At 61.4% G+C, this 15,075-nt stretch carries 15 protein-coding genes and 1 pseudogene; 6 read left to right on the forward strand and 10 right to left on the reverse strand.

Annotated elements, in window-relative coordinates; all coding sequences use genetic code 11:
* Positions 1 to 23 precede the first annotated feature (23 nt).
* Positions 24 to 1,229: an IS110 family RNA-guided transposase gene (locus BLS91_RS15845; RefSeq protein ID WP_092341732.1), complete on the reverse strand. Its 1,206-nt coding sequence runs from the start codon at positions 1,227 to 1,229 to the stop codon at positions 24 to 26.
* A gap of 145 nt (positions 1,230 to 1,374) precedes the next feature.
* Between BLS91_RS15845 and BLS91_RS15850 the strand changes: the two genes are divergently transcribed.
* Both BLS91_RS15850 and BLS91_RS15855 read left to right on the forward strand, forming a co-directional pair.
* Positions 1,375 to 1,944 (forward strand): IS30 family transposase, encoded by a 570-nt coding sequence (locus BLS91_RS15850; protein WP_476728483.1) that lies wholly within the window; start codon positions 1,375 to 1,377, stop codon positions 1,942 to 1,944.
* Between the two features lie 211 nt (positions 1,945 to 2,155).
* Positions 2,156 to 2,380: pseudogene (locus BLS91_RS15855) on the forward strand (recombinase family protein); the annotation flags it as partial.
* 6 nt (positions 2,381 to 2,386) lie between these two features.
* Here BLS91_RS15855 and BLS91_RS15860 read toward each other — a convergent pair.
* The 8 genes from BLS91_RS15860 to BLS91_RS15895 all read right to left on the reverse strand — a co-directional run bounded on the left by BLS91_RS15860 (position 2,387) and on the right by BLS91_RS15895 (position 9,991).
* Positions 2,387 to 3,775 (reverse strand): IS30 family transposase, encoded by a 1,389-nt coding sequence (locus BLS91_RS15860; protein ID WP_167552442.1) that lies wholly within the window; start codon positions 3,773 to 3,775, stop codon positions 2,387 to 2,389.
* Positions 3,772 to 4,470 (reverse strand): DDE-type integrase/transposase/recombinase, encoded by a 699-nt coding sequence (locus tag BLS91_RS15865; protein WP_092341736.1) that lies wholly within the window; start codon positions 4,468 to 4,470, stop codon positions 3,772 to 3,774. Before BLS91_RS15865 ends, BLS91_RS15860 begins: the two co-directional genes overlap by 4 nt.
* A gap of 17 nt (positions 4,471 to 4,487) precedes the next feature.
* Entirely contained in the window at positions 4,488 to 4,802 is a 315-nt protein-coding gene (locus tag BLS91_RS15870; RefSeq protein ID WP_092341737.1) for a transposase, read from the reverse strand.
* Positions 4,803 to 4,860: 58 nt separating this feature from the next.
* Positions 4,861 to 5,925, reverse strand: a complete 1,065-nt coding sequence (locus BLS91_RS15875) for an IS110 family RNA-guided transposase (RefSeq protein WP_092341738.1) — start codon at positions 5,923 to 5,925, stop codon at positions 4,861 to 4,863.
* A gap of 504 nt (positions 5,926 to 6,429) precedes the next feature.
* Positions 6,430 to 7,173, reverse strand: coding sequence for a maleylpyruvate isomerase family mycothiol-dependent enzyme (locus BLS91_RS15880; RefSeq protein WP_092341739.1), 744 nt, complete (start codon positions 7,171 to 7,173; stop codon positions 6,430 to 6,432).
* Positions 7,173 to 8,009, reverse strand: a complete 837-nt coding sequence (locus tag BLS91_RS15885) for a fumarylacetoacetate hydrolase family protein (protein ID WP_092341740.1) — start codon at positions 8,007 to 8,009, stop codon at positions 7,173 to 7,175. Before BLS91_RS15885 ends, BLS91_RS15880 begins: the two co-directional genes overlap by 1 nt.
* Positions 8,006 to 9,085, reverse strand: a complete 1,080-nt coding sequence (locus BLS91_RS15890) for a cupin domain-containing protein (protein ID WP_092341741.1) — start codon at positions 9,083 to 9,085, stop codon at positions 8,006 to 8,008. Before BLS91_RS15890 ends, BLS91_RS15885 begins: the two co-directional genes overlap by 4 nt.
* A 108-nt stretch (positions 9,086 to 9,193) precedes the next feature.
* Complete coding sequence (locus BLS91_RS15895; protein ID WP_092341742.1) at positions 9,194 to 9,991, reverse strand: IclR family transcriptional regulator; 798 nt, start codon at positions 9,989 to 9,991, stop codon at positions 9,194 to 9,196.
* A gap of 301 nt (positions 9,992 to 10,292) precedes the next feature.
* Between BLS91_RS15895 and BLS91_RS15905 the strand changes: the two genes are divergently transcribed.
* The gene (locus tag BLS91_RS15905) at positions 10,293 to 11,546 is read left to right on the forward strand and encodes an FAD-dependent monooxygenase (protein ID WP_092341743.1); all 1,254 of its coding nucleotides are present in this window, start codon (positions 10,293 to 10,295) and stop codon (positions 11,544 to 11,546) included.
* Between the two features lie 266 nt (positions 11,547 to 11,812).
* Here the strand turns inward: BLS91_RS15905 and BLS91_RS15915 are convergent, their stop codons facing one another.
* Positions 11,813 to 12,442 (reverse strand): PadR family transcriptional regulator, encoded by a 630-nt coding sequence (locus BLS91_RS15915; protein ID WP_092341745.1) that lies wholly within the window; start codon positions 12,440 to 12,442, stop codon positions 11,813 to 11,815.
* Positions 12,443 to 12,583: 141 nt separating this feature from the next.
* On the opposite strand from BLS91_RS15915, the gene BLS91_RS15920 reads away from it, so the two are divergent.
* The 3 genes from BLS91_RS15920 to BLS91_RS15930 are packed head-to-tail and all read left to right on the forward strand — an operon-like array spanning position 12,584 to position 15,071.
* The gene (locus tag BLS91_RS15920; protein ID WP_241983055.1) at positions 12,584 to 13,414 is read left to right on the forward strand and encodes an ABC transporter permease; all 831 of its coding nucleotides are present in this window, start codon (positions 12,584 to 12,586) and stop codon (positions 13,412 to 13,414) included.
* A complete protein-coding gene (locus tag BLS91_RS15925; RefSeq protein WP_241983056.1) occupies positions 13,411 to 14,241 on the forward strand; it encodes an ABC transporter permease in 831 nt (276 codons plus the stop codon). The genes BLS91_RS15920 and BLS91_RS15925 overlap by 4 nt, the downstream gene beginning before the upstream one ends.
* Positions 14,241 to 15,071: an ABC transporter ATP-binding protein gene (locus BLS91_RS15930; protein ID WP_092341748.1), complete on the forward strand. Its 831-nt coding sequence runs from the start codon at positions 14,241 to 14,243 to the stop codon at positions 15,069 to 15,071. Before BLS91_RS15925 ends, BLS91_RS15930 begins: the two co-directional genes overlap by 1 nt.
* The last annotated feature ends 4 nt before the right edge of the window (positions 15,072 to 15,075 follow it).

Here is a 15,075-nt window from a genome sequence, read left to right on the forward strand (position 1 = left end):
CATTGGGAATCTCAATGTCTTTGTCAAGCGGTTTTGAGCATCGGGATCTCGGCTGGTTCCTGGTAGAGGGTGTGGTCGCGGAGCATTGCCCAGAGGACGTTGATGCGTCGCCGGGCGAGAGCGAGCAGCGCCTGTTTGTGGTTTTTCCCTTCGCGGCGCTTTCGGTCGTAGTAAGCCCTGGAGGCGGGGCTGTTCTTCAAGCTTGATAGTGCTGCGAGATAGCAAGTTCGTAACAGCCGTCGGTTGAATCGGCGGGGTCGGTGGTGGTTGCCGCTGATGCGGCCGGAGTCTCTGGGAGCTGGTGCGACGCCGGCAACGCTTGCAAGCCGGTCCGGGCTTTCGAAGCTGCGCAGGTCGCCTCCAGTGCTGGCAAGGAACGTGGCGGCGAGGATAGGCCCGAATCCTGGCATGCTTTCCAAGATCTCAGCGTTCTCGTGCTCGTTGAATCGGGCGGTGATGGTTTTGTCGAGGTCGACGAGGTCTGCGTCGATTGCGGTGATTACGGCGGCCAGGCGCGACACGAGGGTGGCGGCGACAATCTCGGTGCGCAACGTCGTTTCTTGCTCACGCGCGGCGTCGATTGCTTTCTGGGCGACGGTGGCGCTGTTGCGGCAGCCGCGGGCTTTCAACCATGCCGCCAGACGCGTTACTCCCATCCGGCGAAGCGCTCCGGGCGTCTGGTAGGTCGATAAGAGGGTGAGAGCGGCTTTGCTTTTGGAGTAGTCGAACGCGCGCTCCAGCGCGGGGAAGTACTCCAGCATGGTCGCGCGGAGCCGATTGATTGCGCGCACCCTGTCGTGGATGATGTCCAGGCGTCGAGCGGTCAGGAGTTTCAGGTCGACGCTGATCTGATCACTATCGCGAACGGGTTGGAGGTCGGTGCGCATCCGTGCCTGATCGGCGATGATTCGGGCATCTTTCGCGTCAGTCTTGCCCTCACCGCGGTAGGTCGCAGCCGCATGGTGAATGATTCTGCCCGGGATATAGAGCAGCTGCTGGCCGTGATCGACCAGCAGGGAAATCAGGAGAGCTGCGCCGCCTGAGTTCAGATCCGTCGCCCATACGACCTCGTGCCCATCGGCAATCTCGGTGACCGTGGCGATGATTTCGAGCAGCACGGTCTCGTCGTTATCTATCCGTTGGGAGAGAAGCATCTCCCCGGCCTGGTCGATCACGACGCAGTGATGCGCCCGCTTTCCTGAATCGATTCCCGCCCATACTGCTGGCATCTGAATGTTCCTTCCGTCTCGTTGATAGCAGTTTCCCTGTCGATAACCACGCCGGCACGTCCTTACCCAGCGATCAATGTCGCAATTCTCAATCAGCGGTCGAGTCATCTGCGGGCAGCGGGCGGCCATTCCCAGTGAGCCGTTTATGCGGCAAGGCGATCTCAGCCATACCCGCCACCCGAGGGTGATCGACACACTACGACAGTCCCGAAATCACCCACCACAACAACGTAAGGAAGGCGATCTGATCGTCGGATCCGCATCAGGATCGGCGATCGCGACTCTCGTTGAACGCACGACTCGGTTCGTCGTCCTGGTGCATCTGCCCAATGGCCACAGCTCAGCTGCACTCCATGACGGACTCATCGGCGCCCTGGACGCTTTGCCCGTGCTGCTACGGCGCTCATTGACGTGGGATCAGGGAACCGAGCTGGCCCGGCACGTGGACATCACCAAGGCCACCGGCGTTCCGATCTTCTTCTGTGATCCTGCCTCGCCCTGGCAGCGCGGCTCGAACGAGAACACCAACGGCCTCCTGCGCCAGTACTTCCCGAAAGGAACCGATCTGAACGCCCACAGCGCTCAGCGCCTCCTCGAAGTCGCTACTGAACTCAACGATCGGCCCCGCAGAATCCTCAAACGCAGCACCCCAGCCGACCTGCTCAGCGAGCTAGTCTCGAAGAAGGAATTAGCCCCTGTTGCTTCCACCGTTTGAAACCGCCCGTGGGCTGCGGGACATCGCGGCGAGACAGATCGATGATGCGCGATTGTGCAGCGCGACAAGAGCTGCATCCCTTATGTGGACGGGGATGAGGTCATAGTTACTTGAAGGCAGCAGACGAGGCAGCGTGTCTCGCGACGTGTGTTTTTACTCGTGGATAGGATTCACGTAGGTAAGGACGGTTGCGAGACATTAGGAGGCGTCATTGGCAAAGCTAATTGGGTACGCGAGGGTCTCCACCAAGAGCCCGGCAACGGATCGGCAACTCAGCGACTTACTCGCTGCGGGTGTTCGCCGCGATGACGTCTACCTTGACCACGGTGTCAGTGGCGGGCGGGCACAGCGACCGAGATTCGATGCAGCGCTGGATGCTCTGGAAGCGGGGGACACACTGGTCGTCACGACGCTTGACCGGTTGGGCCGGTCGACGGCGCATTCAACTGGTCGTCGCAACACCGGCCTGTTCGGTCAATAGTAGGTGCTCTGCCCACATCTCGGCGGGGGTTCTCCAGCCAAGGATTTTGCGTGGTCGGTTGTTGAGCGTTAGAGCAACGGCGTCGAGTTCATTAGCGCCCCATCGTGCGAGGTCGGTGCCTTTGGGGAAATACTGGCGCAGCAGTCCGTTCGTGTTTTCATTCAATGGTCGTTGCCACGGGCTGTGGGCGTCAGCGAAATAGACGGCAATCCCGGTCGCGTTGGTGAATTCCACGTGCTGGGCCAGTTCCTTGCCTCGATCCCAGGTCAATGATTTGCGCATCGCCGACGGCAGAGCACCCATCTGGATCACCAGAGCCTTCCTCGTGGCCTCGGCCCCATGCCCAGCCAACGCTGGGCCATTCTTGATCCGCGGCTGCACCCCGTAACCTTCCATCGCTGGCAGGTGGATGAGCATTGTGACTTTGGTCGTGCGTTCCACGAGAGTGCCGATCGCCGACCCATCCGTTCCGATAATGAGGTCACCCTCCCAATGCCCAGGGACCTCTCGTGCAGCGACTTCCTCCGGCCGTTTGTCGATCATCACGTCGGTGGTGACGTGGCCGCCCGGCCGGTGCCGCGCCCGGGAGCGCGGGACCCGCAACGACCGCCCTGTTCGCAGATTGGTGACGAGATCGCGGGTGAGTGCGCCCCGGGATTGGACATACAGTGCCTGGTAGATCGCCTCGTGGGAGATCCGCATCGACAGATCGTGGGGATAGTCGATGCGGAGGCGACCAGCGATCTGTTCCGGGCTCCACACCGTCGCCCAGCGTCGGTCTTGGCGGTGGGGCTTGTTGTGCCCCTTCCACATTTGTGTCGTCGGTCCGGAGATGGGGACACCGTTGGCGTCTTTGACTGCCCCCGAGAGGCGGTCCTGGACGTAATCGCGCAGCCGGTCATTGGCCAGAAGCTTCACCGTTTTCGGGCGTTGTGCCACAAGGTCCGACTTCCACTGCGCAACAGAAGCCCGATATTCTAGCTTTCCCCCGCGGGTGGCAGCGTTGCGGCGCAACTCGCGCGATATCGTCGACGCCGACCGGCCCATCGACTGGCCCATCGACCGGGCAACGCCACGCACACTCGTGCCCTGAACCCGCAACAACGCGATTTCCTCACGCTCAGCAAACCAAAGATAGCGACCAGCCAGAGGGGCGAGCGTGAAGGGAGACATACCACCACGATGTCGGAACCAGCGGGCACCGACTGCCTGCGACACGCCAACAGCCGTTGCCGCATTCTCGCTCGAGAGCCCGCGCGCGATCTCGACCCAGAACGCTCGCTCAATCTCCCGCCGATGCGACGGCGCCCCCGGCGACTTCATCGGGGACCTACCCGTTAACTCCTTCATCCAACCTGCGGGACGTCCCATCGAATACCTCCATGATCGGAGTGTTGCGACGACCAGTTGAATGCGCCTTGCGAGCCGGCATCGGAATGGTGGATGAGGCCGGGCTGGACGGTGTGTCCGGCGTTGTCTCGGCGCCAGAGCGCCATGTTCAAACACACCTCAACGAACAGGGTGTCCTTGACCGTGGATGCATGCCAGCCGACGATCGCTCGAGAATACAAGTCGATCGCGAAGGCTACATAGACGAACCCGCCCCACGTCGGCACATACGTGAAGTCCGTCACCCAGCTGTGGTTCGGGTGGGGCGCGCTGAAATTGCGTTTGAGTAGGTCAGGTGCGCGCGCCGAATCCTTCCCGGTCGAGACGGAGCTGCGTGGCTTACGGCCGCGAACGAGGCCGTTCATGCCTTCCAGCCGCATCAACCGGTCCACGGTGTGCTTGGACACACCGGCGAACTCGCCCCGGCTCAGCCAGGCCGTCATCTTCCGGCGGCCGTAGAGAATCTCCGGCTGCTGCCGGCCCTGCACGTCCCGCGCCTTCAACGCTTTGAGCCGATCCAAGAGGACAGCGTCGCTCCGGGTCCGAACGGCGGCAGCGCGAATCTTCCATGCACGATACGACCGTGAAGTGACCGCGACGCCCTGCTCACGCAGGACGCCACACGTCAGCTCGACTCCATGGCCGTTCGCCTTCATCCGAGCGATGAATGCGATTATGGACGGTTGCGAGGGTCGAGCTCCCTCGCGAAGAAAGATGCTGCAGCTTTCAGGATCTCGTTGGTCTCCCACAAGTCACGATTCTCACGCTTGAGGCGCTTGATCTCCTTTAGCTCCTCGCTGGTCGGGCCGGTCCGTTCTCCGGCGTCAGATTGCGCCTGCCTGATCCACTTACGCAACGCCTCCGGGCCGACGTTGAGCTTGGGTGCCAGTTCGCGGCACGCGGCCCACATCGACGGGTAATCCTTCACACGATCAAGCGTCATACGAACCGCTCGCTCACGAACCTCATCTGGGTATTTCTTGGGCATAACCGAATCCTTTCACCAGAAAGAAAGCGGCAGGAAATCAGGGATGCTTCTATGTTTGTCAAGCGGTTGGCGATGAGGCTGCTGCAGCCAGGGTGCGGTAAATCTGTCTCGTGATGTAGCGCTTGAGGCAGCGCATGATCTCTCTTTTCGTGCGTCCCTCCGCGAGGCGTTTCAGGACGTATTCGCGGGTGGCGGCGTCGGTGCGCATGCGGGTGAGTGCGATGGTGTTAATCGCTCTGTTGAGCTGGCGGTCGCCGCCGCGGTTGAGGCGGTGCCGGATCGTTTTCCCTGAGGACGCGGGGATCGGGCAGGTGCCCGCGATTTGCGCCAGAGCACCCTCGGATCTGATCCGGACGGGGTGGGACCACACTGTCATGATCATCGCTGCGGTGACGGCTCCGATACCTGGCATCGCGATGAGGGCTGGGGAATGTTCGTCGACGAGGTTGGTGAGTTGCAGCCTGTTGGTTTTGAGGTCGGTGTCGAGGGTGAGGATCCGTTTGGCCGAGCGGACGGCTTCGCTTCGGGCGATGGTCAAGCCGAGGGGTTCGTCCCGGTGCCGCCAGGAGGAGATCGTGACGATCTGTCCCGGCGTGAGGGCATGGCGAGCGTCGATGCCAAGGTCGTGGGCCCGAATCAGTGCGGTCAATGCGTTGAGGGTCCGGAGCCGGTCTGCGTTCATCTGCTCTCGGCCTACTGTCAGGAGCTTCAGTGCTGTCTGGACTTCGCCGGCGCGACGATCTCGGAGCCGTTCGATGTCCATGATCAGAGTTGAACGGGCAGCGGTGATGGCATCGAGGCTGTCGGTTTTACCCTTGCCGCGGAGACGTTTGGCGGAGGGCGTCGGGGCCTCGACGACCCGATAGCCCGCCTCGGTGAGGCGTCGTGCCATGACAGCTCCGTAGGAGCCCGTGCCCTCGGCTGAGATCAAGACTGTCTCTGCGTTGCCGTCTGCTCGGCGTCTGATCCACACGGTTGCCCGCGACAACCCGGCTGGCGTCGTCGGGAAAGTCTTTTGGTCGAGCAGCTTCCCCGAGGGTGACTCAACGACGGCGTAGGTATGGGTGGCTGCGTGGGTGTCGACTCCCACGACGGTTCTGTAGTGATCTGCGACGATGGACATGCGGTGCCTCCTGATGGTGGGTGGACGTCGTTGCCGGCGTCAGCCCGGGAGAAGATCACTGCGAGACATGCCTGTAAGGGGCCACGACGTGAACGTCGGGCAAGCTTCTAATCAAGTCATCGTAGTGGGCCAGAAAGACACCGGCCCTCCTAACCGAGTGGACAGATCCCTGGCAAGACACCCCGCGGGGGTCAGACGGTTCACGAGTCACGCCCGGTCAGTAGAACCAGCACCAATCTAGCCAGCCAGCCCCAGGCCAGCCACAAGAAAGACTTACAGACGGTTCAGTCGACATTTTCGCCTGCGGTTATCGGGGCGCTGTGGAGGTGGACCACCCGATGAGCAAACAGACAAGGCTCACGCCAAACTGACGGGTGCGGCCACGCGTGCAACCTCGCATTCCTCAGTGCCCGGGTAGGTAAGTAGTCAACCGGAAGAACCGGAGGAACGAAGGCCGCGATTCCTCATGCGACTTCTTCGTCAACGAACTACCGGCGTGGGTCACTAGATCCAGCGGGGGGCGGTCGGGACTGTGCCGTTGTTTGAGCTGATCCGCGTAGTGCCGCGGCCGGTCGCCCATTCGGCGATTCCGGCTAGGGTGCCGGAGACGATGGTGGGCGTGGTCGACTCGAGATCTCCCAGCTGCGACACGTGCTGCGCCTGGGTGATCTGGAGCACAAGATCTCTGTCGTCGCCGCGGGTTTTCCACGCCCCGGTCACGTCTCCGAGCAGACGCTCCAGGATCTCCGTGGGGATGTCCCGGAAAGAGGCCCCATTGTCCAGATCAACGGCGTGAAGCCAGATCTCCCGGCTGCGCATCCACACGGTTTCTGACGCCGGCACCTCCCGACCCTGAATTGTGCGGACCTGGCGCGACCAGGCTTCGTGTGGCAGGTCGCGCCATTCCACGCTCAGGTGCACGGCCGAGTGGTCGAAGAGATTGCGCAGCGCGATCGGGCTCAGGGTGGCGCCGTAGGAAATTTCGTGGGTACGAGCATCCATGGATTCATACATGGGTGTCTCAACCTCGGTATGTGCCCACTCCACCAAGCGGGCAATGGCCCGGGCGTTGTACCCAACGTGGGCGAGGATATGGCGGCGATTCCACCCTGGCAGCAACGAGGCGTCGTCGAGGGCGGCGTCGGAAAGCTCGTTGAGTTTCCGGGCGAAGAACGCGGTTCCACGGCGTGCTTGGAGTAGTTGCGTTTGCAGCAACGGATTGGTGGTCAGGTCGTGGCGGGCAACCATTAGTTCTCCGTAATGGCCTCGGCGACTACGCGGTTGTTCAGCTGGCCGAGCCCCTCTATCCGGGTAACTAGCAGTTGGCCTTCCTGGAGGTAGCGCTTCGGGTCGCGGGCGTGACCGACGCCGCCGGGCGTTCCGGTTGCGATTACGTCGCCCGGATTGAGCGTAATGATCGTCGAAATGTAGGCCACCAGGATTTCCGGCGTGAAGACGAGGTCCCCGGTGGGCGTCTGTTGCATGGTTTCGCCGTCAACGGCGGCGGTCATCAGTGGTCCGGCAGTGAATTCGTCCGCGGTCACCAGCGCGGGACCAAAGGGCGTGCTCTTTTCCCAGGTCTTGCCCTGCAACCACTGAATCGTCCGGAACTGGTAGTCGCGCATGCTGATGTCGTTGAGCACCGCGTATCCGGCGATGTGATCGGCAGCGTTCGCCTCGGTGATGCGTCGGCCGGTCTTGCCGATGATTATGGCCAATTCGGCTTCCCAGTCCACGGCGGAAGATTCCGGCGGCAGGGCGATGTCGTCGTTCGGACCAATCAGCGATTCTTGGTACTTTGCGAAGAGTGTCGGGTACTCGGGGATGTCCCGGCCCATTTCTTTGATGTGGTTACGGTAATTGTGGCCCACGCAAATGATTTTTCCCGGGCTCGGCACGACCGGGGCCAGATCGGCACCATCCAGTGCATGTACGGTGCCCGATGCCTTGGCCGCTAGCTCTGCCCAATCGGGGTTGTGAAGCAGGCTTCCAACATCGGTGAAGTCACCGATTTCGGTCAGGGTGTCGCCGTCCTGGCGTACCGCGCGGGTGCCGCCTTCGGTGCGAAGTGTAAGAAGTCTCACTCGTTAGGTCCTTCAATGTAGGTGCGGTTGAAATGCAGTCGTTCGAAAATGGGGGCGTCATTGAATCGGAACAGGTCAAATTCTGTTTCGGCCGCCAGGGACCAAGAGACCCATGAGGGAACAACAAAGAGATCGCCCTTCTCCACGATCTGAGTTTCGCCGTTGAGGACGACGCTGCCGCGGCCCTCAAAGACCTGCCAGACGCTGGAGCCGACTTCGCGCAGTGCCTCGGTGGTGACACCGGCACGCAGGCGGTGGAACTCGGCGCGGATGGTCGGCATGACGTCGCCGCCTGTGGTCGGGTTCGTGTAGCGTACGGCCGCGTGGCCCTGGCTGACCGTGGCCGGTTGGCCCTCGTCTTCGAGGAGAAGCTGTTCGCGGAGCGCAGCATCCGTGTACTCCCAGCGGTAGGCGGCGATGGGGGAGTTGACGGTGTCCTGCAGTCCGGAGAGCGGGCGAAGCCCGGGGTGAGCCCAGAGCCGTTCGGAGCGCGAGATGTGCGGCGTGGCTTCATCCGTGACCCGCTCCGTGCCGTACTCAAAGAACCCCGCATCGGCGTAGTGCACAAATGGGATGTCCAGGCCGTCGATCCAGGCCATCGGCTTGTCCGTGTCGTTGTGATGGCCGTGAAAATTCCAGCCCGGCGTCAACAGAAAATCACCCCGGCGCATGGCCACCGGGTCACCATTCACAACGGTCCACACGCCTTCACCTTCGACAACGAAGCGAAACGCGTTTTGAGAGTGGCGGTGCTCTGGTGCGGTTTCATGAGCACCCAGATACTGGATGGCCGCCCACAGGGTGGGGGTGGCATAGGGGACGTTGCCAAGGCCCGGATTGGCGAGGGCAATCGCACGGCGTTCCCCGCCGCGGCCAACCGGTACGAGATCACCTGCGCGCGCGGCCAAGGGATACAGGGTGCTCCAACGCCAGACGTGCGGGATCGCTTTCGGGCTGGGAGCCATGGGCATAAGGTCGGCGATCTCGGTCCACAGGGGGATCAGGTTCTCGGTATCGAAATCTCGATAGAGCTGCTCAAGTTGACTTTGTTCCGTGGTGGAATCGATATGTGTCATGGTGACCTCCTCGTCGCCCGGCTGTGAAACGGATTACTGCACAACATTATGTGCTGCTCGCTTCAGGCATACGTAATTTCTGACAAGCAGAATAAACTACTGGTGGGCTTAAGCCTCGTCGGCGGCATTGGCCGCGATATCCTGCTCCAGCTGACGCCGGGTCTCCAGTACCAGGGGAACCAGCCCCTCATCAAAGAGGCGACGAAAACGGGCCGCCGGTGTGGCTACGCTGAGCGCCCCGACCACCTGACCCGCTCCGCTGTGAAGCGCGACACCGAGGGCGTCGACGCCTTCTTCAGTGCCCTCGAAATTGGCCGCGAAGCCATTAGCACGTACCGCGTCCAGCTCACTCAGGAAGCCGGGGTAATCGGCGTCGGGAATCCTGTCACCGCCGATATCGGCACTAGTGCTTCGGAAAAGCTGCATGAGCATGACCGGATCCAACTCGGCCAGCATAGCCTTACCGCCGGAGGCCCGGTGGGCCGGCAGAACGGTTCCCCGCCTGTCACCGACGCGCAGGATATTGGAGCCCTCGACAGTGCTGAGAAAGCGCACCTTGGTGCCGACCCGGATCATGAGGTTGACCGTTTCGTTCAACCGGATGGAGAGCAGCTCCAGGTGCGGCTGCGCCAACGAACGCAGCTGCATGGTCCAGCTCATCTCCGCGGGTCCAACGCCCATGGCGGGGCCGGGCAGGTAGCGTTTGGATTCGTCTTGGACCGCAAAGCCCCGGTAAATCAGCATGGCCAGCAGCCGATGGGCGGTAGACGGGGCCACGTTAAGCTCCGCGGCGGCCTCTTTGAGGCGGATGCCACCTATGTCGCGCAGCAGCTGCACCAGTTGAAGCGCGTTGTCCACCGCGTTGATGGAATACGACGGTTTCTTCTGCAACGATGAATTCTGCATATCAGAATTATATTGTGGTCAAACCGTGAAATCAGCGACTATCGGAGGACGGATCCCATGCAATCCGTCGTCATAGCAGACACGGCTAACTACCTACGTGGTAGGCGGCGGGCTGGGCACTGGGCGGGGACGCCTCGGAGCCGTCGCCGCTCCCCCGGCTGGCGGGCCGCTCCTGGCGGCTGGCCTGGGAGTGAACTCGAACTTCCTGGCCTTTGCCGGGGCGCCGCCCTTGCGGCGCTGCTCCTCGTCGTCATCGGACCCAACTTGAAGTCAACAACCTCGAAAGCAGTAGGAGTGAGCAATGTCTGATCGCACAACATCCACAGACGTCCTCGTCATCGGCGGCGGTATGGCCGGACTGGCTGGCGCCCTAGCCATGCGAGAGAACGGTGCCAGCGTCACACTGGTAGAGAGGGCGTCCGAGTTCGGTGAAGTCGGTGCCGGGCTCCAGATGTCGCCCAACGCCGCGCGAGTCCTCAAACGCTGGGGTCTTCTGGACCAGGCGTTGGAGATTGGCGTGCGGCCCAAACACCTGGTGTTCCGAGATGCCCTAAGCGGAGAAGAGCTCACGCGGCAGACGCTGGGAAGCGAGTTCGAAGAACGGTACGGTGCGCCCTATCTCGTGATTCACCGAAGCGACCTGCACCGGATTCTTCTCAACGCCTGCGACAAAGCCGGCGTGACCCTAATCAACGACGTGATGATTGACCGGGTTGAAACGGTCGACGGCCGCGGCCGCGCGTATGCCCACAACGGTGATGTCTACCAGGCGGATGTCATCCTCGGTGCCGACGGATTGAAGTCGACCCTACGGTCGGCAGTTTCAGATGATGGACCTGTGCCGTCGGCTTTCGTCGCCTATCGCGGAACAGTCCCGATCACCGACGCCATTCCCCAAGACGACCTGGAGGACGTCATCGTCTATCTTGGACCGAACTGCCACCTGGTGCAGTATCCGCTGCGCAAGGGCGAACTGCTCAACACCGTGGCCGTCTTCAAATCCCCATCATTCGAGCGCGGCGAAGAACAATACGGGGGCGTAGACGAGCTGGAAAAGGCCTACAAGGACTGCGTTCCGGAGGTTCGAAACGCGCTGAAGAACCTGGGTACGTCCATGCGCTGGCCCATGTATGACCGTGAACCCATCGACAACTGGGTAGCGGGGCGGATGGTACTCATTGGCGACGCCGCCCACCCCATGCTTCAGTATTTGGCCCAGGGGGCCTGTCAGGCACTGGAAGACGCTGCGGTTCTGCAAGACCTAAGTAAGGGCACCGTGTTCACTGACCTAGGTCGCACAAGTGAGGCCTGGGACGAGGTTCTACGGACGTTCAACGCGGCGCGGTTTCCGCGCACCGCCCAGGTGCAGCGCACAGCACGGATCTGGGGCGAATCCTGGCACGTTTCCGGAACCGGCCGAGTCCTGCGAAACATGTTGTTCAAGAGCCGTGGCGATGGCAACTATCAGTACAACGACTGGCTGTATGGTCAGTCGCCTGCACTGGTGTTTGCCTCTGCCGATGATGTCAGTAATGAAACTGTCTCAGCTATATAGTAACTTTCGGGCGGTGTCAGCGACGCTGGGCGCGTCGCAGACTAAGCCCTTAGCGGCGCCGAGGACCCGAACTATGGCCTCGTCAGTGCGGTCCTTGTGGAGAACGCGAGCCGACGACTGGTCGCCCAGCTGCGGGTTCATTCCCTGGAACCAGGTCGCCGCGACTCCATCACCTTCGCTCCGGTCGATAAGCGTTGCCACCTGAAACGAAAAACTCGCTTTCACCTACTGCGGCGGAGCTGTTCTCAGAGCCATCACACTTTGGCTCAAACGGTTAGGGGACACGGCCCAGGCCCGAGGGCAGCATTCTCTTGCGTGGCAGCGAGTTCTTCTACGAGCGTGAGGCCCTTCACTGCCCATTCAATTTCGAGGTCGGCGCGCGCAATGAGACCGTCGTAGACGTGTACCTTGTAGGCGACGATAGCGTCGTGCGCGTATTCTGGCTTCGCCGCGAGGCGCAGTCGCATCAGGTTGGTATCCCGGTTGCGCAATGCCTCGGAATGCTGCAGCCATCCGAGTCGCTTCGCCGCATAGTGATCGCGGTGTTCTCTGAACTGACGTCGTGCCGTGTCAAATGACGCGTATTCCAGATACATCGCGTGTAGGTGAGCCACTGAGCGTTCCGCCGGTATTGCGAAGGGCTCTTCAGCCCAACGGGCGAGCTCTTCTCGACCGCGATCGGTGATCGTGTACTCGCGCTTCGTAGCGTGTACGCCACGTTCGACGGCTGTCGCCACGATGAGGCCTTCGGTCTCCATGATGCGGAGTCCCGGATAAATCTGCGAGTGATTCGCTCGCCAGGCGTGTTCGATGGTGTCGCCGAAGATGCGCGCGAGGTCGTAGCCAGTCATCGGGCCAACGTCCAACAGGGCGAGCAGCGCGTGCCGCAGTGACATGGAACCCCTTCTATGTATTGAGAGAACTAACCCGAGTGTAACAGGCCATGTATGTAATTATTTACCTAAATGTTGACGTAAATACCAACAGGTAGTAACGTCGCTAAAAAGTTGTCCAACCAACGGTGGTGGGAGTCGTTCTTGAGTAACAACGTCGCAACGCGTCGGAGCTGGTTGTGGTTCCTTTGGACACCGCTCAACGCAGTTCAGAGAGCGTGGGCAGGCGTCGCGGGCGTTGTCGTTTTCCTCGTGTGTCTGCAGGTTTTGCCTCTTACGGGCGCCGTCGACCCAAAGCACACGCCGCCGCTGTCAGAGGTCATCTCAGCTCTCGTCAGCCGCCTAGCCACACCTCAATTTTGGGAAGCACTGCTTAACACGCTGACAACGTGGGGCATCGGCCTCGGCATTTCGGTAGCGATCGGTGTAGTGGCTGGATTGTTGATCGGTGGAATTCCGGTGGTGCGCGAGTTCACCGCGTCAACGATCGAGTTCCTGCGTCCGATCCCATCTGTCGCGTTCATCCCGCTTGCTGTGTTGCTCTACGGCACCGGGCGTGATGCGACGCTGCTGCTCATCATTTACGCGGCTGTGTGGCAAATGCTTATTCAGGTCTCTTACGGGGCGCAAGACGTCGACCCTGTCGCCCGTGACACAGCCCGCAGTTACCGCTTCCCGAAGGGGTTCACGTTGATCAATGTCGTCGTGCCGACGGTGTTGCCCTACGCGGTCACAGGTTTCCGACTTTCAGCATCTGTTGCCCTCATTCTTGCCATTACCGGTGAGCTGATAATCGGCACCCCTGGGCTCGGCAAGTTGATCGTGATTGCGCAGGAGTCGGGTGCCGTCGCGAGCATGTACGCACTTGTGCTCGTCACGGGTTTCTTGGGCCTCGCAGTGAACGTGATTGTTCGGATGATGGAGCGCCGGGTCCTGCACTGGCACGCCTCTGTGCGACGGGAGGGCATGAAATGAGCGCCACTGAGTTGGTTCGTACGGCACGTATGAAGCGTGACTCCGGAATCGGCAAGCAGGTGCGAAAAGTGCTCGCCGTCGTCGCGTTGCCGATCGTATTGATCGTGACGTGGTGGTTTTCCTCTGCGGGTTCGCAGAACTTCTTCTTCCCCCCGCTCGAGCAGATTGTCACGGCGTTCCAGCCGACCTGGTTCACGGGGGCCATTGAGACCGAGGTCTTGCCGTCTGTTTGGCGGCTGCTGGGGGGCTACCTCGTTGCCGGCGTGATCGGCATCGGGCTCGGAGCGCTACTCGGCAGTTCTCCGGTATTGCGGGCATTTACTGAGCCGGCGCTCGAGTTCTTGCGTGCGATTCCGCCGACGGTCATGATTCCGATCCTGATCCTGTTTCTCGGTATCGGCGCAGAGATGCGCGTCGTGGTCATCGCCATCGGTGCGCTCTGGCCGATCTTGCTGAACACTATCGAAGGTGTGCGCGCCATCGACGAGGTACTGCGGGACACCGCGCGTGTCTACCGACTAACTCCCATGATGCGCTTCAGCACACTGATCCTGCGCGGCGCGAGCCCGCAGATCGTTACGGGTGCTCGCCAGGGACTGTCGGTCGCGATCATCCTCATGGTCATCTCTGAGATGTTCGCCGCACAAGACGGCATCGGCTTCACGATCATTCGATTCCAGAAGAGTTACGCGATGCCCGAGATGTGGAGCGGCATTCTGCTACTCGGCGTTCTCGGCATCGTGCTGTCTCTCATCTTCAAGCTCTTCGAATCAATCTCACTGAAGTGGTACTTCGGACTTCGCCAGTCACAACGAGGAGGCAACTAATGACCATCAGCGATTCCGTAAGCGTCCAATCGCCAGACGTCCTGCTGCAAGTGAGGGGGCTCCGCAAGACCTACGAGGTCCGCAATGACCCCATCGAGGCGATCCGTAGGCTGACCTTCGACATTCACGCGGGTGACCTGGTCTGCATCGTAGGCCCGTCTGGTGCCGGGAAGACCACGCTGCTGCGTTCGTTGGCTGGCCTGCTGACACCCTCGGGCGGCAGTGCAAAGCTCGATGGTGAAGAGATCGTTGAGCCGCCGAAGGGCATGGCTGTGGTCTTTCAGGAATACGCTCGCTCGCTCTTTCCGTGGCTCACGATCGCGCAGAACGTTGCCCTGCCGCTGAAGGCTCAGGGGGTCGATCGTGCGACGCGCGCCGAGAAGACTGCAAAGGCACTTGAGGCCGTTGGCCTCGCTGACGTTGCGAAGCGCTACCCATGGCAGCTGTCTGGCGGTATGCAGCAGCGTGTGGCGCTTGCCCGTGCCGTGGCATACGAGCCGCGCATTCTGCTCATGGACGAGCCTTTCGCGGCCGTCGACGCACAGACACGCGCCGACCTCGAAGACCTGGTTCGTAACCTTTGGCACCGACTGGGCTTGACCGTGTTGTTCGTGACGCACGACATCGATGAGTCGATCTACCTGGGCCAGCGAGTGCTCGTCCTCTCGAACCGCCCCACCGAGATCCTTGACGATATCGCCATAAACCTTCCCGATGAGCGCGACCAGCTCACCACGAGAAACGAACCCGAGTTTGCCCGCCTTCGCGCTGAGGTCTATGAGCGAGTTCAGCAGGCGAAGGCCGGTCGTCGACCGGGCGACGCCGCCTAATGCC

This window comes from Cryobacterium flavum (assembly GCF_900103805.1).
GTDB lineage: Bacteria > Actinomycetota > Actinomycetes > Actinomycetales > Microbacteriaceae > Cryobacterium > Cryobacterium flavum.